Origin of the sequence: uncultured Phyllobacterium sp. (assembly GCF_902479695.1) — a bacterium.
In the GTDB taxonomy this organism is placed as follows: Bacteria; Pseudomonadota; Alphaproteobacteria; order Rhizobiales; family Rhizobiaceae; genus Phyllobacterium; species Phyllobacterium calauticae.
This window is the reverse complement of record NZ_CABSQF010000016.1, coordinates 1-16,274: the sequence shown is the minus strand read 5'-3', so window position 1 is coordinate 16,274 and position 16,274 is coordinate 1. Positions and strand designations below refer to the sequence as shown.

Below are 16,274 nucleotides of genomic sequence, written 5' to 3'. Positions count from 1 at the left end.
ACGACAGACTATTGCGCAAAAAGCAACCGGCTCGATTGCGAGCCGGTTCAAACTTCAGCCACAGGAACAGTCAAGCGCGGTCAACGACCTTCTTCACGGCATCCTTGGCCTTGCCCTTCATCTCTTGGGCATCGCCCTTCAGTTCCTGAGCCTTGCCTTCGGCCTGCAGCTTCTTGGAGCCTGTTACCTTGCCCGCTGCCTGTTTGATGTTGCCAGCGGCTTTGTTGGCAAGCCCGGAAATCTTGTCACCTGTGCTACCCATCGGTACACTCCTTGAATGTTCACTCACCAGAGGTAAACGGGCGGTGACGCTTCCGGTTCCCGTGAAATCGAGAATACTTAAAATATTGAATTAAAAGGATAATTTTTCAGATCAAAGCAAAAACCCGGTGCCCACGGGGGAACAGGCACCGGGTTCTGAACGTGCCGGTCAACGTGTGACCAGCTTCTGCGAAACGTCACAGAGTCATCTTGGTTCCCATCCGCGGGAAGGCTTTCCCGAATATCTCGGATATCACCCGGCAACCTGTTTGATTGCCGCTTCGATGTTTGAGGCAAAATAGCAGTTTCGGCTTGATCCAACGATCTTGTCACCTTCAACAGTGCCCGCATCCTCGGCCCAGAAGCCGACAATGATTTTGATGCGCGCATTCCGCCTGCGAATGCGGCGGACGAGATAACGGGCATGGGCCACCGAAGACATATTGAGATAGCTGATATAGATCGCACTCGCATCGGCAAGGTCGAGCTTGCCGATATTCACGGCTTCAAGCTCGTCATGCGTGATGTCGCGAACCTCGAAGTCACCCCGCTCCAGGATATCGCCAATGATCACCGCTGCCGCGTCGTCGAGATCGCCTCGCCCACCCGCTGAAATGATCGTCCTTGGCTCTTCGCTCTTGCTGCGCCCGCTCCCGGCCGGTTCGACATGATCTTCACCGTCCTCGCCTTGCATATCCTGATGTTCCGAGAGATTTTCCACAAGGCGTATCATGCTTTGTGCCACGCGGCTGCGGCGCGCAGCATCCAGCACGCCCCGTCCCCGGTCATGTTCGGCGAGAAACAGCGCAGGGACAGCAACGGATGCGTAGTAATCCGCAATCGCCGATGACTGCAGATAGTCTTCCGCTTTTTCCGTCGCCTCGTCGGGATCGCCGGACAACAACCGCTGATAAAGCTGTTGCGGCGGTGACAGCACCGGTTCGTTGCCAAGCAGCACATCCAGGAACTCGAAGCGCGGCACGTGACGCCCGAGCACCACGAGACAGACCGTCAGCGGCGTGGAAAGCAGGAGCCCGATCGGGCCCCATATCCAGGTCCAGACGATCGCCGCAAGCAGGATGGCAACCGGCGAGAGCCCGGTCCTCGAGCCGTAGAGCACCGGCTCCATGACATTGTTGCTGATCAACTCGAGAACGATGAACAAGGCGGCGGTCCACAACAGGAGCATCCAGCCGGGATCGACCGCCAACGCAAGCATGAGCGGGAAAGATGCGGCAATGAATGGTCCGATATAGGGCACGAAACGCAGGGCGATGGCGAGAAGGCCCCACAGCATCGGATTGGGGATACCAATCAGCCAAAGGCCGATGCCGATCGGGACACCAAAGCAGATATTGATCACAAGCTGCATCAGGAGATATTGCCCGACCCGCTTCCCCGCATCATGCAATGCAGTGGTCGTGCGGTGAATGTCGCTGGCTCCCACAAGCCGGATGAAGCGGTCACGCAGATCTTCCCGCCGCAGCAACATGAAGATGACAAAGACAACGACAATGCCGACCGTTGCCAGCGGTTGAATCAAGGGCACGGCGACGGTTTGCAGCAATTGCAGGGGATCCGGGGCCGGATAACGGATTTCAACCGGAACGGGTTTATCCGGATCACCTTTCGCCAGGGGAGACTTGTTTTCTGCCTGATTGTTCGGCGTCACGTTCTCGGGAGGTTGTTGTGCCTGTGTGCCCGCACCGTTTTGTGCGGGAAACCGCTCCACTTCATCGGAGCGGCCTATTTCTTCATTGAGCCGTTTGAACATGCGCGCACCGCGGTCAAAAATACCGTTACCGGACTGCGCGTCCTTGATGGTCCTGATCTTTGCCTCAATGTTGTATTGGTAGCTTGGCAGGTTTTGCGCCAGAACCGTGAGCTGCCCAACCACAATCGTGGCAAACAGGAATATGGCGATAAACGCGGTCAGCACCACGGCGATAACCGAAAGAATCTTCGGCACACCGAAGCGGTGAAGCTGCGTGACCAGCGGCGACAAGGCAAAGGTCAAGAGCAGCGCCAGCGCCAGCGGGACAAAAATATCCCGGGCAAAATACAGCGCAGCGACCACTGCAATGGCCACAATGATGGGCGGGAACTGCATTCGCCCGTCGGTATCGGGAGGAGCAGGCGCATAAATTGACCTTTGACTGACGCGCTCAACGGCGCGCGGCGACGCCTCCCTTACATTCTCAGACGGCATAACCAGCCCGCTTCTCCGAATTCATGAAAATCCCTCTCCGTTCAATGACACTCTGAAACGAAGCCGGCTGAATTTGGTTGCATGCCCCCCGCCAAGACCTGCGAAAACGACGCCAACCCGTTCCTTCGCATTGCATGGAGCAGCACCGAAACGCTGCAGCGGCCGGAACAAAAATCGATATCGGAAGTTTTCAATACATCGGGCCGCTCAAAGGAGAGAAGCAGAGAATGCCGGTGACAACGATCCTGATCATCATTCTGATACTGGCGCTGATCGGCGTGTTTCCAAGCTGGCCCCACTCGCGGGCATGGGGTTACGGCCCTTCCGGTTTGCTTGGGATTGTCCTGGTGATTCTGCTCATCTTGCTGCTTTTGGGCCGCATCTAACGGAACTGTTTGAACTCTGATTGCCCGGATCAGACCTGACGAAAGGATCGACACACTATGCTGCGTGGAGTTTTACTTTGGCTCATCGGCCTGCCACTACCGATCATCCTGATTCTCTGGTTCCTCGGCTATCTCTCGTAGGAACGTTGCGCGGCGCTGCCTTCATGCCGGCCATTGTCCCGGTGCTTCTTCACATCACGATATTATACAGGAATCATATTCGCATGACCAAACGTCTCTTGATGACCACTGCCTTGATCACTGTCCTGGCGACATCCGGTTTCGCCCAGGCCCAGGAACCCGGTTCAGCGGCAACGCACGGCATTTTCCACGACAAAAGCAAGCCGGCACAAAATGCCGGGCGCTATGTCGAATCTGCAGCCGGGCAAATCCTGGCTTCCGGCTTGATCGGGCAGAAAGTCTATAACGGAGCCAAGGACGATTCGGTCTCGATCGGCGCGGTCAAAGATCTGGTGCTTGACGCCAATGGCACGGCTGATGCGGCAATCATCGGCGTTGGTGGATTTGTCGGCATCGGCGAGAAGGATGTGGCCGTTGGATTGGATGGTCTGGCCTGGGCTGACCGGGCGGACGGCACACGTTGGCTCGTCATCGCCACCAGCAAGGAAGAGCTGGAAAAGGCGCCTGCCTTTGACAAGGCGGCTTTGCTCGATGGGCACCCCGCGACCGATGTTCTGAAGCCGTCTCTTGCGCCTGCCAAGCCGGCACCGCAAGCCACGATGGCGACGCGTGACGGGCTGAAAGCTGTACCGGCAACTGCCGTCAGCGCGGAAAAATTGATCGGCACGACCGTCTATGGCTCGGATGACGAGACCCTTGGTTCCGTGGGTGACGCGTTGATGACCCCAGACGGTCAGGTGGAAGCCTTCGTCGTGGACGTCGGCGGTTTCCTTGGCCTGGGCAAGAAACCCATCGCCATTTCCATCGAGAATCTCGACCTTTTGTCGGACAAGGACGGCAAGATCGCCGTCTACACCCCCTTCACGAAGCAGCAGCTGCAGGCCCATCCCGCCTATAGCGAGGAAGCATACAAAGCCGACAGCGAGAAAATCCTGCTGCGCGGCAGCGCCGAATAACAGTGTTTGCAGCCCAATGCCGGGAGACCGCTGCTCACGCAGCGGTCTCCGCTTCCGCATGGAACCAACCCGCATGTGAGGCGTTTCAATCCCTATGAAACTTATATTTCTCAAGGAGTTCCTTTAATGGCGTCAGTTTCTTCGAAAGTTCGCAAAGCCGTGGACGATGCAACGGAGTCCAACCCGGATTTGCAAGCTCAGGTTGCCGCGTTGAAAGAGGACATCGCGAACATTGCGGCAACACTCGCCAAAATTGGCAAGACCTCGGCAAAAGAGGCGAGCAGCAATGCATCCTCGACCTTCGAGAACGCCAGGGCACGCGGCGAAGACGCTCTGGATGAAATACGGTCCCAGGCCAAGGCGCTTGAGGATCAACTGACAGAGACTGTGCGCGAGAACCCCCTGACAACCGTTGCCGTCGCTGCGGGCGTGGGATTTCTTCTGGCTCTGATCGCCCGCCGCTGACATGCTGAAACTGCTGGCCCCCCTTCTGTCCAGTGCGGTTTCTGGAGAGCTCGGTTCCGCTGTGAGCCGGGCAAAGCGCCGTGCGGTCTTCCTTGCGCTGATCGGCATTCTGCTGGCGATTGCCGGCGTCTTCCTGCTCGTCGCGGGCTATATCGCGCTTTCTCGGCATTTCGGCGATTTGTACTCAGCCCTGATCCTGGCCGGCGGCGCGATCGCCCTTGCGCTTCTGGCCTACATCATCATGAAAGTTGCTGAAACGGTTGCACGCAAGCGGCAGCGCGAGCGGTCAAAGGTCGATACATCAACCCTACTGACCGTCGCTGCACTTGCCGCCGCACCAACCGTCTTGAAATCGCGGGGGTTGCTGATGCTGGCCGTACCGGTCATCGCCTTTGCCGGACTTTCGCTTCTCACCAAGAAGAAACCATCATCCAACGACAGCAGCTGACCCTTCCTTTATCGGCATCGAAATCAGAACTTCCATGCCGGTTTCGGGGTAACTCAACCGAACACTGCTCGACAGAACCTTGTCCAGGCTGCGTTCAATCAGCCGCTCGCCAAGTCCTCGGGCGGCCGGAGGTATGACACGAGGGCCATCGGATTCGACCCAGTGAATCACAACCCTGGATTCATCGAGCCCGGTTTCCGTCTGCCATGACACACGCACCCTGCCGCGCGCGGAGGACAGCGCACCGTGCTTAGCCGCATTGGTGGCAAGTTCGTGCAATGCGATGCCAAGTCCCAAGGCGTGATCGGGCGGGAGAATCATGTCCTCGCCTTCCAGCACGACCTGGGCCGGATCATAGATCGCATAGGGTTCGACCTGCTTGGTGATGAGGTCAACGAGACTGATGCCGCTCCATTCACGATCGGACAAAAGCGTGTGTGCCTCGGAGATCGCCCGCAGCCGGCCGGAGAAAGCCTCCATGAATTCCGCCGGATCCGAGGTCCGGTTCAAGGTCTGCCGCGCCAGCGATTGCAGCATGGCCAGCGTATTCTTCACCCGGTGGTTCAATTCCCGCAACAGCAGCCGGGTTTTCTCGGCGGCATTTCGCGTGCTGGTGATATCGATATTGACACCAACGGCTACAAGCGGCCTGCCGGCGGCATCCCGTTCAAAAACACGGCCGCGTCCGAGTAGCCACTGACCGGAGGATGCGGCGCGAAATTCGCCGACGTAATCCTGGTTATGTGCCATTGCGCGGGTGAACGCCGATTTCATCAATGGAAAATCATCCGGATGCATGGCGCGGAAAACATCTTCGCCGCTTATCGGCTTGTCGTCGCTGAGGCCGAGCATGGAATAAGCCATCTTGTTGCCGGTGAATTTTCCGGTCTTCAGGTCCCAAACCCAGCTGCCGACATTCCCGACTTCCAGTGCCATATCATGGCGCAGTTCATCCCTGTTCAGGGTTTCGATGGACCGAACATTGCTTTGTGCATCGCACTTCATCTTGAGAAAGGAACCGGCAAGCCTGGCCACCTGCTTCAACTGGGATTGCAGCAGCGTGCTTGCCGTTTGTCCGGGCTGCGCCGAGGCGATGACAAGCGCAGCTACACGCGCGCCACCAACCTCGACCGGCGTCGCTGCAACAAACCGCACATCGTTGCCGGCCGAGCCCGCCACACCCCCGGAAAATCGCTTGTCTGCCGTCACATCGGGAACGACCAGCGATTCTCCCTCTGGCAGGACCAGCGCATTTGCGCCGAATGCCCAGAAATCGGTGCGTCCCGCCGGCGCGTTTCCGGCCTGCGCCAGTATCCGGATTTGCGTCTCACCGACCGCCACGATCAGCGCAACATCGGCATTCGAGAATGACAAGGCCAGGGAGGCCAGTCCGTGAAGCTCGCTTTCAGGCTGAAATTCAAGGCCGCTCAGCACGGAAACAGCATCCAGACGAGCGGGCTCTGACAGAAATCCTGACATGTTTTCTGAAATTTGGTCTGACTTCATAGTCACATGACGCCCCTCATCGAGCCGTCCTTACTCTTAACGTTGAAACAGCTTCGATTATCAACGCAACGCATACCCCTTTGTTCCCCGCCCGGAACATTTAATAGCGCCCGTCGTTTCTGTTGCGTGAAGAATGCAAAGGAGAAATCTATGCGCGACGCGAAGGACATTCTATCGGACAATAGTCTGGACAGGACCGTGAAAATCGAAAAGCTGCGGGAACTGCTCAGCGAAGCCAGAGGATTGCAGCGGGCAGCGACGGAAGGCGGAATGGACAATGAGGATGGCTCCACCCGGACCTTGCGCGACATCGAACTTGCGCTGGAACAGCTGAACGCCGACATGCCGGAAACCGGGGCGGCAACCCTCTGACTGCCACTCATTCGTCTTCCGCCTTCGCATTTTCGGGCGCAGCTGCACTGTGAAGGGAGGGGAACGTGACCGTCACGATCGTGCCGCCACCATCTTTGGCGCCATAGGTCACCGCACCACCAAATTGCTGGCAGAGCTGTGCGACGATCACGGAGCCCAAACCTGTCGCCCGCTTGTGGAGTTTTTTCTGGATGCCGATGCCATCGTCAGCAATGGTGAGGGCTATAATGCCGTGGGCATCGCGCTGCAGGCCGATTTCGATCAACCCCGCGCGACTATGCGGAAATGCGTGTTTGATCGCGTTCATCGTCAGCTCACCGATAATGATACCGAGGGTTGTGGCATCCCGGGAGCTCAGATCAATTGGTTCGAAATGGGCTTCGATCCGGATATCCCGGCCGTGAAAATGCGCTTCCCTGATGTCGGCCATAATCTCCGGCAAATATTCATCGGCCCGAACGGTCTCATGATCCTTTCCCAGCCGGAGCCGACGGTGTGCCGAAGAAATCGTCTGGATTCGATCACGCGCCGCGCCGAGGGCCACTCGGATTTCGTCTGACGAAACGCCGTGCATCTGGATGCCAAGAAGCGATGACACGGTCGCCAGCGAATTACCGATGCGATGATCGGAATCCTGCAGGAGCGTTTCCACGCGCGCTCTCTCCCGCTTGGCAATCAGCATCGCCTTTTCGAGCTCGGCGGTGCGCAGTTGAACCATTTCTTCCAGTTGCGATTTTTCAGAAAGCAGCGTCGATTGACCTTCGGTCAGCTTGCGCACATAGCGCTTGGTGCGGCTGGCAAGGATATAGGCGAGTATCAGTGCACCTGCGAGGGCCAGGATCGAGGCAATGGTCAGCCAAAAGCGCAACTTGTCCATGGCTATGTTGCGGGCAATAAGCCGACGATCTTCTTCACCCAGGAAACTGTTGATGGTTTTCCTGACTTCATCCATCTGGCCGATGCCGAAATCGGAACCGAGTGAAGCCAGAGCTTCGCTGTTGTTCCCCGCAAGAGACATCGATATGGCCGCTTCGACCTTTTGCTGCTTCTGCTTCGCCAAATCCTGAATTTGGCTGACAATGGCCTGTTGCCGGGGATTGCCTCTTGTCATCTCGTTCAGCGTATTCAGCGATTCGGCAAGGTGGGATGCGGCCGCACGGTAGAGATCGAGGAAGGCGGGGTTTTGGGTCAGGAGATAACCGCGTTGACTGGTATGCGCTTCGTTCAAGAGGGCGAGTGCGCCATCCGCCTGCTCCCGGACCCGGTAGGTGGCAATGACGTCGTCCATCTGGTTGTTGAAGCCGCGGGTCAGGATGATGGTCGACGTCGCAGCGGTGATGATCAGGGCAAGCGAGATGATGATGGCCAACCCGCGCCGGGGTCTCTCCGAAAAACCTGCCAAAACTCTGCGCCACTGCACCAACTGCACTGCTCCTGCCAAAACAGGCCTCGTATGCTCGGCCCGCCATATACACGAACTAGATAAAGGGTCTTGGCAGCTTCGGCAAACCTTGCCATCCCGATATATCCAGAAGGGTCGTTTCATCGAGGACTTCACAGCCCCGGTCAACCCATCGCAAAGCACCGCGCGCCGCTAGTTTCTTGAGCGTCTTGTTCGTATGCACGATGGACAATCCGAGCGTATCGGCAACGTGCTGTTGTCTCAGCGGCACAAACAGCTTGTTGTTCTTGACCATGCCGACCGACTTGGCACGCTGAAAAATGAAGGCAAACAGATAGGCCGCGCGCTCCAATGCGGTGCGACGCCCGACACTGAGCAGGATTTCATCCAGCATCTGTTCTTCGCGGGACGCCAGCCAGGTAATATCGTAGGCAAGGCTTGGAAAGGTGCGGAAAAGGTTGGGGAGTTTGTCACGCTGGAAAACGCACAAAATCACGGGCGACATGGCTTCGATGGAGTGCTGCATCTCCTTCATCAGCGATCCCTGCAGCCCGATGAGGTCGCCGGGCAGTACGTAGTTGAGGATTTGCCGGCGGCCGTCTTCCAGTGTTTTGTAGCGAAACGCCCAGCCGGACAGAACCGTGAAAAGGTGCGCGCTGTTGGCACCTTCGACCAGAAATGTCGTCCCGGCATCGGCAACAAGCTCGCCCGTCTTGAAGCCCGACAGGAACTCCAGTTCGTCCTTGTCGTGCGGTTGGAAATGCGGGAAATCCTGCAAGGGGCATTTTTCGCAGGGGAATTGCCGTACTGCTGAAGCTGTTGCTGTTTTCATTTGATTTCTCAATTAAGAGTTGTTGAGCACGCTAACATGCTGCCATTGAAATGACCGATAATTCTTCGCGTTCGACATGTCATAGTTAAATGACACCCTATTCCGTTCAGCGCATAAGCACTGCTTTTAGGAGCAGTTGATATGGAATTGACCGGCAAGCGACTTCTGGTTCTGGAGGACGAATATCTGATCGCACTCGAGTTGGAGCGCATTGCGGAGGAATGTGGCGCAAAATCCGTTCATGTCGTCTCGACCGTTGCAGAGCTTCTATTCTGGATTGAGAGCCAGCCGCCATGCGACATCGCCATTCTCGAAGTCAAGGCACGCGGCACCTCCTCTCTGGACGCCGCAAGCCTCATGCTGCAACGGGGCGTTCCCGTCGTCTTTGCCACCGCCTATGATCAGCAAAGGAGCGGCATTGCCGGTTTTGCCGATGTTCCCGTGGTTTTGAAGCCCTATGGCAAGACCCAGATCCTGCAAGCCGTCACCACCGCTTTTGCCAGAATGGCTCCGAGAACACTGCCGGCAAAAGAAGGCGGCGCGTCAGGCGAACTTGTTTGATGTTACCTGCGTGGAAATGGAGTCTGGGCCGTAATCAACCTCTCCCTGGACATCGAGAAGTTCCTGCAACCGTGTTCTTGCACGGCTGACGCGGCTCTTGATTGTGCCAACGGCGCATGCACAGATATCCGCCGCCTCTTCATAGGAAAAGCCGGACGCACCGACAAGAATGATTGCCTCGCGTTGATCGTCGGGCAGCTTTTCCAGAGCCTTGCGGAAATCCTGCAGATCAAGCGCGCCGTATTGCGAGGGATGCACCGAAAGCTGTTCGGTGAAAATGCCATCCGAGTCCTGCACTTCGCGCCCGCGCTTGCGCATCTGGCTATAAAATTCATTGCGCAGGATCGTAAACAGCCAGGCCTTTATGTTGGTGCCGGGCTCGAACGAATCCTGCTTGGCCCACGCTTTCATGATCGTGTCCTGGACAAGATCATCCGCGCGGTCGGGATTGCCGATCAGCGATACTGCGAATGCGCGCAGCTTCGGCAGGGACGCAATCAGATTTCTCTTGAAATCAGGGGATTCATGTACCATTCGACCGCCTGTTATTTTGACGACTGAGCATGGTTACGTTCAGCTTCGTCGAGCTTTTCCAGAAGGTCGAGGAAACGTGCCGGTATTTCCTCCTCCTGTACGGAGGCATAAAGCGCACGCAGCTTCAAACCAATTTCTGATTCCGCGTTTCTGACGTCGCGGCGGCGGACACGACCCTTTTCGGAGCCGTCTGAGATACTTTTGTTGGCGTTCATTCTACTATCTTTGCTGGTCGTTCGTCGCAAAAGCTTTTGGCAGGCACATTAATGTCGATAATCCCCTGGAGAAGGAAAAGTTCCATGCCAGGGAACTTTTTTTTCGCCAATGTGTTTTGGTTCGTACTAGTCTTCAATGCCCAAACGGGAACGGGAAATCACCATAATGTCATTGTCCACTCGGATCGCTCCACATCTGCCCTATCTTCGCCGCTTCGCCCGCGCCATTACCGGGTCGCAATCATCAGGCGATGCTTATGTAGCGGCGACGCTCGAAATCCTTATCAGCGATGTCTCCCTTTTTCCTGAAGCCACCTCTGACCGGGTCAGCCTCTACAAGCTGCTGATCAAGCACTTCAATTCCGTCAATGTCCGCCCGCTCGAATTGCAATCGGAATTCGGCTGGGAAAAGCACGCAGCGGCTAACCTGACGGCCATCGCCCCCCGCGCGCGTCAGGCTTTCCTTCTCATCAGCCTTGAAGGCTTCAGCCAGGCTGAAACCCTCGATATTCTCGATATAGACGAGCAGGAGCTTTATGCTCTCCTCGACGAGGCTTCCGTCGGCATCTCCAAGCAGATCGCCACCGATATCATGATCATCGAGGACGAACCGCTGATCGCCATGGACATCGAACATATGGTGGAAAGTCTGGGTCATCGGGTTGTCGGTATCGCCCGTACCCGCGACGAGGCCGTGAAACTCTATGCGGAAACACATCCGAGCATGATTCTTGCCGACATTCAGCTCGCCGACGGCAGTTCAGGCATCGATGCGGTCAACAACATCCTGAGCCAGGACGCGGTTCCCGTGATCTTCATCACAGCGTTTCCTGAGCGGCTCCTGACCGGCGAGCGGCCGGAACCGACCTTCCTTGTCACCAAGCCCTTCAACCCTGACATGGTCAAAGCCCTGATTACACAGGCGCTGTTCTTCAAGGAAAGCAGCAAGGCAAAGGCATAGGAGCCGGCAAAGCATTCGCACCTGCTGCCGCATGGAACAAAGGCACCCCCGAGATCGTTGTGCATGCAACAGGATAGGGAGTTGATAATGCTATATTATGCGGTTGTGTTTCTTATTATTGCCCTCGTGGCCGGTGCACTTGGCTTTGGCGGAATAGCCGGGGCTTCTGTCGGGATAGCCAAGATTGTTTTCTTTGTGTTCCTGGCGTTGCTGCTCGTCTCCTTGATCGCCGGTCTGCTTCGCAAGGCATAGTCACAGGAATTTGAATGCGTGAAAGGCCGCCGGCATCAAGCCGGTGGCCTTTGTTTATTGGCGCGGTTTCTCATTGGAAATTTGTAGCATTGCAGCGACCGGCACTTGGTTGTAGTGGGATACGACACATGTGAAATTGACGGTCAGGCTGCATTCACCTCTCGATTCCATGCAGCGTTGAAACTGGACGGCCCGATGATCAACTGGACCTGCCTCGCCCGGCGAATCCCCCTTGCAATACTATGCTACACAGCGGGCCTTATCGCGATCAGGCTGGCACTGTCGCCATTCCTCGACATCGATGAAGCCCAGTTTGTCGGATCGGTTGATTTTTCCTGGATTTACGGCAATTCGCACCCGCCGCTTTACAATTGGCTGGTGCGGCTGGCCCTCGATCTTACCGGTTGGAACTGGGTTGTTGCGACGGTTCTGGTTCGTCTTTGCCTGCTTGGCCTCTATCACTGGCTTTCATTCGATACCGCACGCCGCTTGGGCGGCGACCGTGCCGGGGTATTGGCCCTGGCGGCATCCGCCCTTCTGCCGCAGATTGTCTGGATGTCGATCCAGACAACGGCGCATACGCTTCTGGTGATCGTCGCATCCATCGGCACGATCCATGCTCTGGCTCTGATCCGATCGGGACGAGGATACCGCGCCTATGTCTGGCTTGGTCTATGGGCCGCCATTGGCGGGCTGGCAAAGTATAACTTCTTCATGTTCCTGTTCAGCTTTCTGATCGCCTGCGCGCTCAACAGGACCATTCGCCGTCAGATTTTCTGCAGACCTGCATTGATATCCCTTGGCATTTTCCTGCTTGCCATGAGCCCTGTGGCCTTGGCCTCCTTGAATGCACCCCTGGCTGCGACAGCCGGCCGAATGGTCAAGCTCAACCACCTGATCCCGATGCTCCAGCCTTTTGATCTTCCTGGGTTTGGGGTGGACGGGCTTCTCAGTCTCTTCATCTCGACCTTTCTCTGGTCAGGCCCGGCTCTTGTGATCTTTTTGGTCGGCCGCTGGCAGGACGATCCAAAACCCGCTCCGGACGGAGACACTGACGTCAGGAAAGTCCTGTTCCGTACCGTCGTACTCGGTTTGACGGCCTTTGGCTTGATCGTCTTTTTTGCCGACTACCATTCCGTCGCAGAGCGCTATATGGCACCCATTCTGGCACCGACTGCCATTTTGCTGGCGCTGTACTTTCCGCAAAAGCATGGCGCGCGAAACCTGCTGATCATATCCGGCGGCTTCTACGCATTGGCGCCCGTTGCCTTCGCCATTGTGCTGCTGTTCGGTGACGATCGCCTATCGATACCATTCGATGCGGTTGCCAATGCCATTCACGAGCAAAATTCAACCCCAGCACGGATAGCAGCGAAGCGGCAGGATGACGCTGCCAACATCGCCGTGCAGCTCCATTGGCCGCCGGCAAGCGGCAAGGCCGACGATATCGTCCTTGTCTGGGAGGGCGGCGATGCACCGGATAAAGAAACGCTCGAACTCCTGCCCGCCGATGCGGCCGCGACCGGCCCCATGACCCGCGTTGACAGCCCATTGAGAAACTTCAACGGCCAGATCAGGACGTTCAGCTTTCAGCGTTATTCATCTCACTTACCCCTGCCGGATCAGAGTATCGGCGGATAAGCCAGAAGACACCCACAGTGTCGAGAAACGCAACCGCAGCGCGATCGAAAAACCCGTATTTGGAGACACCGGCCAGCCGGGGACGATCCTCCACATCAACTTCGACGACAGTCAGCCCGGCCCGGATCGAGAGGGCGGGAAGAAAACGGTGCATGTTGTCGAAGTAGGGCAGCCCTCTTGCCACGGACGCCGGCAGGACTTTGAATCCGCACCCCGCATCCCGGCAATTGTCCCTGAGAAGGCGCTTGCGGATGAAATTGGCGGATTTCGATGTCAGCAACTTCACGACCCCGTCATTGCGGCGTTTTCTGACCCCGGCAAACAGCGCAGGCTGGGATTGCGCAATACGCGGCCAGAGGCGCGCCAGATCCAGCGGATTGTTCTGCCCGTCACCGTCCAGCGTCGCGATCCATTGTCCCTTTGCGGCCTGAAAACCGCTGACAAGAGCCCTGGATTTGCCCGTGCGGTTTTTATGGCGCAGCACGCGAACGTGGCGACCCGCATTCAACGCTTCCTCCGCCGAGCCGTCATTCGAGCCGTCATCGATGATCAAGATCTCATAGCTGACCACACCCGAAAGAGCCTGATTGATCTCGGTGACAAGGGCGCCGATGTTTCCGGATTCATTATACGCAGGAATTACGACTGACAGATCGGTCATTTGAAAAATCCAGAAACCAAGGTGAACCTTCCGCACTACGATCAAAATCCGGTCATGCCGGTCAGCTTCGAAAGATCATTGCATCGGCGCAATGCGTCAGGATGTTCGATACGTTCTCTGCCCGTTCCCATAGCATTCAAAAGGAGAAAGCAAAACAAATGTTCGCTTCGAACGGAAACCGCTTCCCCTTATACCGGCTGATCCCGCCGCGGTTTCACGCAAGAGTGAAGCTGACGTCGTAATTCCGCCATCCCGATCGGCACTAAAATGCTAGCATCACGTTAATATCCCGCGTGGATGCTCTATGGTTAATAGTTCATTAATCGAAGTCTTCCTATTGTCGGGCTCTAATCTTAATTCATTTCGGTCCGCATATGCATTTTCGGGTTACAGATGCAATCATTGGTTCAAGGAAGAGTTCCCGCATGGGTGCTGGCCTCCTTGTCCTGCTGTTTGCCTGCGTTTCGCCGGTGCACGCGCAGGAACAGGTCGACGCAAAGCGCGCTGAAACCGTCAAACAACTGGACGAACTCACCGGCCAAATCAGTTTGTCTGCTGATCGCCTGGCTTCCCTCGACAAGGAAATTGCCGATCTGAAGAAGGATCAGACCACCCTGACGGCCGCGTTGATCCAGTCGGCCAAGACCGAGAAAAAACTGACTGAAGATATAGCCGCTATCGGCGACAAGCTGACCGATCTGCATGAACGGGAAGACGGAATAAAGCTCTCTCTCAAGGGCCGGCGCGCGGCGCTCGCTGAGGTCCTTGCCGCCTTGCAGCGCATGGGGCTCAATCCGCCCCCCGCCATCCTCGTTCGCCCTGACGATGCCCTTGCGTCGGTCCGCAGCGCCGTCTTGCTGGGCGCTGTCGTTCCGGAAATGCGCGAACAGACGGAAGTGCTGATTGCCGATCTCAAGGAGCTCTCGCGGATCAGGACATCGATTTCCGATGAGCAGACCCGTCTGACCGCTTCCCTGTCAGGACAGGCGGAGGAAAAGAAGCGCCTCGATCTGCTTTTGACCGAAAAGCAGAAACTGCAGACAACATCCGAGGAAACGCGCAAGGCCGAACAGCAGCGGGCGGAAGAACTGGCCCGGCGGGCGACATCCCTGCGCGAATTGATCGCCTCGATGGAACAGGACATGGAAGAGGCGCGCAAGGCAGCCAGCGCGGCGAACCAGCAGGAAGAACAGAAGCTTGCAGCCAGCAAGGAGCGGGCCGACAATTTCGCCTCCAACCAGGAACGCCTGTCAGCCAAGGTGAATTTTGCCTCGCTGAAGGGACATCTTCCCATGCCGGGTGCCGGAAAACTGGTTCGGCATTTTGGCGACGAGGACGGATTGGGCGGTGTCGTTCAGGGCGACACGCTGGAAACCCCGGCAGGCGCAACAATTACCGCGCCCACGGACGCCGTGGTGCTGTATGCTGGCGCCTTTCGTTCCTATGGCCAACTCTTGATCCTGGATGCCGGCAATGGCTATCATGTCGTGTTGGCAGGAATGAAGAGAATCAATGTTTCGCAGAATCAGTTTGTTTTGGCGGGAGAGCCGGTTGGTGTGATGAACGAGCAACTTGTTGCGAGTACCGGCACCGTTCCGTTGGGAAATGGAGCGCCAATGCTTTACATTGAGTTCCGAAAAGATACAAAACCTGTTAATCCCGCTCCCTGGTGGGCGGATAGGCTCGCTGGAAGGACCACAAATGATACGTAGGTTAACGCTTCTCATGGCCGGAGCCCTGTTGGGTGCAACGGCAATGGTGGTTGTGCAGGGTGCACTGCCCACAACCGTTGCAGAAGCTGCGGGCACTGACACATACAAGCAGTTGTCGATTTTCGGCGATATTTTTGAGCGGGTGCGCAACCAGTATGTGACGCCGCCGGATGACAAGAAGCTGATCGAAAGCGCCATCAATGGCATGCTGACGTCGCTTGACCCCCATTCGTCCTACATGAACGCCGACCAGGCCCAGGATATGCGTGTGCAGACCAAGGGCGAGTTTGGTGGCCTTGGCATTGAAGTCACGATGGAAAATGAGCTTGTGAAAGTCATTGCCCCCATCGAAGACACCCCTGCCTCCAAGGCCGGTGTTCTTGCCGGCGATTATATCTCGCAGATCGACGGAACCGATGTCCGCGGCCTGTCGCTGAACGATGCGGTCGACAAGATGCGCGGCGATGTCAACACCCCCATCGAGCTGACATTGATCCGTCAGGGCGCCGACAAGCCGATCAAGCTGACCATCGTGCGCGACGTGGTCAAGGTGAAGGCCGTCAAGTACCGCGTCGAGAACGATGTCGGCTATGTCAGGGTGATTTCCTTCACCGAACAGACCTTTGAAGACCTGCAGAAGGCGATCAAGGACATCCAGAGCAAGGTTCCCGCCGACAAGCTCAAGGGCTTCGTGCTCGATCTTCGCCTCAATCCGGGCGGCCTGCTGGACCAGGCGGTTGCCGTCTCCGATGCCTTCCT

Annotated in this window: 19 protein-coding genes; 11 read left to right on the top strand and 8 right to left on the bottom strand. The window is 56.8% G+C overall.

Translation table 11 applies throughout. The features are described from left to right. Positions 1-70 precede the first annotated feature (70 nt). Complete coding sequence (locus RDL77_RS11720; RefSeq protein ID WP_223613774.1) at positions 71-262, bottom strand: CsbD family protein; 192 nt, start codon at positions 260-262, stop codon at positions 71-73. Positions 263-514: 252 nt separating this feature from the next. After that, positions 515-2,371: an AI-2E family transporter gene (locus RDL77_RS11715; protein WP_288192932.1), complete on the bottom strand. Its 1,857-nt coding sequence runs from the start codon at positions 2,369-2,371 to the stop codon at positions 515-517. Between the two features lie 326 nt (positions 2,372-2,697). Between RDL77_RS11715 and RDL77_RS11710 the strand changes: the two genes are divergently transcribed. From RDL77_RS11710 to RDL77_RS11695, 4 genes are all read left to right on the top strand, one after another. Continuing rightward, entirely contained in the window at positions 2,698-2,856 is a 159-nt protein-coding gene (locus tag RDL77_RS11710) for a DUF3309 family protein (RefSeq protein WP_223613776.1), read from the top strand. A gap of 224 nt (positions 2,857-3,080) precedes the next feature. Then, positions 3,081-3,953: a PRC-barrel domain-containing protein gene (locus RDL77_RS11705; RefSeq protein ID WP_288192931.1), complete on the top strand. Its 873-nt coding sequence runs from the start codon at positions 3,081-3,083 to the stop codon at positions 3,951-3,953. Between the two features lie 126 nt (positions 3,954-4,079). After that, positions 4,080-4,418 carry a YqjD family protein gene (locus RDL77_RS11700; protein ID WP_223613778.1) on the top strand — a complete coding sequence of 113 codons (339 nt, stop codon included), beginning with the start codon at positions 4,080-4,082 and terminating at the stop codon, positions 4,416-4,418. A 1-nt stretch (position 4,419) separates the two neighbouring features. Further along, complete coding sequence (locus RDL77_RS11695; protein WP_288192930.1) at positions 4,420-4,866, top strand: hypothetical protein; 447 nt, start codon at positions 4,420-4,422, stop codon at positions 4,864-4,866. Here RDL77_RS11695 and RDL77_RS11690 read toward each other — a convergent pair. Then, positions 4,846-6,300: a sensor histidine kinase gene (locus tag RDL77_RS11690; RefSeq protein WP_223613780.1), complete on the bottom strand. Its 1,455-nt coding sequence runs from the start codon at positions 6,298-6,300 to the stop codon at positions 4,846-4,848. The genes RDL77_RS11695 and RDL77_RS11690 overlap by 21 nt on opposite strands. Before the next feature lie 222 nt (positions 6,301-6,522). Here RDL77_RS11690 and RDL77_RS11685 point away from each other — a divergent pair, with 222 nt between their 5' ends. Next, complete coding sequence (locus RDL77_RS11685; protein WP_223613781.1) at positions 6,523-6,744, top strand: hypothetical protein; 222 nt, start codon at positions 6,523-6,525, stop codon at positions 6,742-6,744. Between the two features lie 7 nt (positions 6,745-6,751). Here RDL77_RS11685 and RDL77_RS11680 read toward each other — a convergent pair whose 3' ends face one another. After that, on the bottom strand, positions 6,752-8,290 hold the full coding sequence (locus RDL77_RS11680) for a sensor histidine kinase (RefSeq protein ID WP_288192929.1): 1,539 nt from the start codon (positions 8,288-8,290) through the stop codon (positions 6,752-6,754). After that, on the bottom strand, positions 8,223-8,978 hold the full coding sequence (locus RDL77_RS11675) for a Crp/Fnr family transcriptional regulator (RefSeq protein ID WP_223613783.1): 756 nt from the start codon (positions 8,976-8,978) through the stop codon (positions 8,223-8,225). Before RDL77_RS11675 ends, RDL77_RS11680 begins: the two co-directional genes overlap by 68 nt. A 141-nt stretch (positions 8,979-9,119) precedes the next feature. Here RDL77_RS11675 and RDL77_RS11670 point away from each other — a divergent pair, with 141 nt between their 5' ends. Next, the gene (locus tag RDL77_RS11670) at positions 9,120-9,539 is read left to right on the top strand and encodes a hypothetical protein (protein ID WP_288192928.1); all 420 of its coding nucleotides are present in this window, start codon (positions 9,120-9,122) and stop codon (positions 9,537-9,539) included. On the opposite strand, the gene RDL77_RS11665 is transcribed toward RDL77_RS11670, so the two are convergent. After that, complete coding sequence (locus RDL77_RS11665) at positions 9,522-10,073, bottom strand: RNA polymerase sigma factor (protein ID WP_223613785.1); 552 nt, start codon at positions 10,071-10,073, stop codon at positions 9,522-9,524. The two genes, RDL77_RS11670 and RDL77_RS11665, sit on opposite strands and share 18 nt — an antisense overlap. Positions 10,074-10,084: 11 nt before the next feature. Beyond that, complete coding sequence (locus RDL77_RS11660; RefSeq protein WP_223613786.1) at positions 10,085-10,288, bottom strand: NepR family anti-sigma factor; 204 nt, start codon at positions 10,286-10,288, stop codon at positions 10,085-10,087. A 166-nt stretch (positions 10,289-10,454) separates the two neighbouring features. Here RDL77_RS11660 and RDL77_RS11655 point away from each other — a divergent pair, with 166 nt between their 5' ends. From RDL77_RS11655 to RDL77_RS11645, 3 genes are all read left to right on the top strand, one after another. Then, positions 10,455-11,249: a response regulator gene (locus RDL77_RS11655; RefSeq protein ID WP_223613787.1), complete on the top strand. Its 795-nt coding sequence runs from the start codon at positions 10,455-10,457 to the stop codon at positions 11,247-11,249. A gap of 87 nt (positions 11,250-11,336) precedes the next feature. Next, positions 11,337-11,501, top strand: coding sequence for a DUF1328 domain-containing protein (locus RDL77_RS11650; protein ID WP_223613788.1), 165 nt, complete (start codon positions 11,337-11,339; stop codon positions 11,499-11,501). Between the two features lie 195 nt (positions 11,502-11,696). Continuing rightward, positions 11,697-13,142, top strand: coding sequence for a glycosyltransferase family 39 protein (locus tag RDL77_RS11645; RefSeq protein ID WP_288192927.1), 1,446 nt, complete (start codon positions 11,697-11,699; stop codon positions 13,140-13,142). Here the strand turns inward: RDL77_RS11645 and RDL77_RS11640 are convergent. Then, the gene (locus RDL77_RS11640) at positions 13,084-13,803 is read right to left on the bottom strand and encodes a glycosyltransferase family 2 protein (RefSeq protein WP_288192926.1); all 720 of its coding nucleotides are present in this window, start codon (positions 13,801-13,803) and stop codon (positions 13,084-13,086) included. The genes RDL77_RS11645 and RDL77_RS11640 overlap by 59 nt on opposite strands. 374 nt (positions 13,804-14,177) lie before the next feature. On the opposite strand from RDL77_RS11640, the gene RDL77_RS11635 reads away from it, so the two are divergent. Both RDL77_RS11635 and RDL77_RS11630 read left to right on the top strand, forming a co-directional pair. Then, positions 14,178-15,515: a murein hydrolase activator EnvC gene (locus RDL77_RS11635; RefSeq protein ID WP_374042707.1), complete on the top strand. Its 1,338-nt coding sequence runs from the start codon at positions 14,178-14,180 to the stop codon at positions 15,513-15,515. Continuing rightward, positions 15,505-16,274, top strand: a 770-nt coding sequence (locus RDL77_RS11630) for a S41 family peptidase (RefSeq protein WP_288192924.1), incomplete at its 3' end; no start/stop codon positions are given. The genes RDL77_RS11635 and RDL77_RS11630, both read left to right, overlap by 11 nt.

Excerpts from the sequence above, each read along its gene's own strand:
- RDL77_RS11720 (WP_223613774.1), bottom strand. The coding sequence starts at position 262 with ATGGGTAGCACAGGTGACAAGATTTCCGGGCTTGCCAACAAAGCCGCT.
- RDL77_RS11715 (WP_288192932.1), bottom strand. The coding sequence starts at position 2,371 with ATGCAGTTCCCGCCCATCATTGTGGCCATTGCAGTGGTCGCTGCGCTG.
- RDL77_RS11710 (WP_223613776.1), top strand. The coding sequence starts at position 2,698 with ATGCCGGTGACAACGATCCTGATCATCATTCTGATACTGGCGCTGATC.
- RDL77_RS11705 (WP_288192931.1), top strand. The coding sequence starts at position 3,081 with ATGACCAAACGTCTCTTGATGACCACTGCCTTGATCACTGTCCTGGCG.
- RDL77_RS11700 (WP_223613778.1), top strand. The coding sequence starts at position 4,080 with ATGGCGTCAGTTTCTTCGAAAGTTCGCAAAGCCGTGGACGATGCAACG.
- RDL77_RS11695 (WP_288192930.1), top strand. The coding sequence starts at position 4,420 with ATGCTGAAACTGCTGGCCCCCCTTCTGTCCAGTGCGGTTTCTGGAGAG.
- RDL77_RS11685 (WP_223613781.1), top strand. The coding sequence starts at position 6,523 with ATGCGCGACGCGAAGGACATTCTATCGGACAATAGTCTGGACAGGACC.
- RDL77_RS11680 (WP_288192929.1), bottom strand. The coding sequence starts at position 8,290 with ATGAAACGACCCTTCTGGATATATCGGGATGGCAAGGTTTGCCGAAGC.
- RDL77_RS11675 (WP_223613783.1), bottom strand. The coding sequence starts at position 8,978 with ATGAAAACAGCAACAGCTTCAGCAGTACGGCAATTCCCCTGCGAAAAA.
- RDL77_RS11670 (WP_288192928.1), top strand. The coding sequence starts at position 9,120 with ATGGAATTGACCGGCAAGCGACTTCTGGTTCTGGAGGACGAATATCTG.
- RDL77_RS11665 (WP_223613785.1), bottom strand. The coding sequence starts at position 10,073 with ATGGTACATGAATCCCCTGATTTCAAGAGAAATCTGATTGCGTCCCTG.
- RDL77_RS11660 (WP_223613786.1), bottom strand. The coding sequence starts at position 10,288 with ATGAACGCCAACAAAAGTATCTCAGACGGCTCCGAAAAGGGTCGTGTC.
- RDL77_RS11655 (WP_223613787.1), top strand. The coding sequence starts at position 10,455 with ATGTCATTGTCCACTCGGATCGCTCCACATCTGCCCTATCTTCGCCGC.
- RDL77_RS11650 (WP_223613788.1), top strand. The coding sequence starts at position 11,337 with ATGCTATATTATGCGGTTGTGTTTCTTATTATTGCCCTCGTGGCCGGT.
- RDL77_RS11645 (WP_288192927.1), top strand. The coding sequence starts at position 11,697 with ATGATCAACTGGACCTGCCTCGCCCGGCGAATCCCCCTTGCAATACTA.
- RDL77_RS11640 (WP_288192926.1), bottom strand. The coding sequence starts at position 13,803 with ATGACCGATCTGTCAGTCGTAATTCCTGCGTATAATGAATCCGGAAAC.
- RDL77_RS11635 (WP_374042707.1), top strand. The coding sequence starts at position 14,178 with ATGCATTTTCGGGTTACAGATGCAATCATTGGTTCAAGGAAGAGTTCC.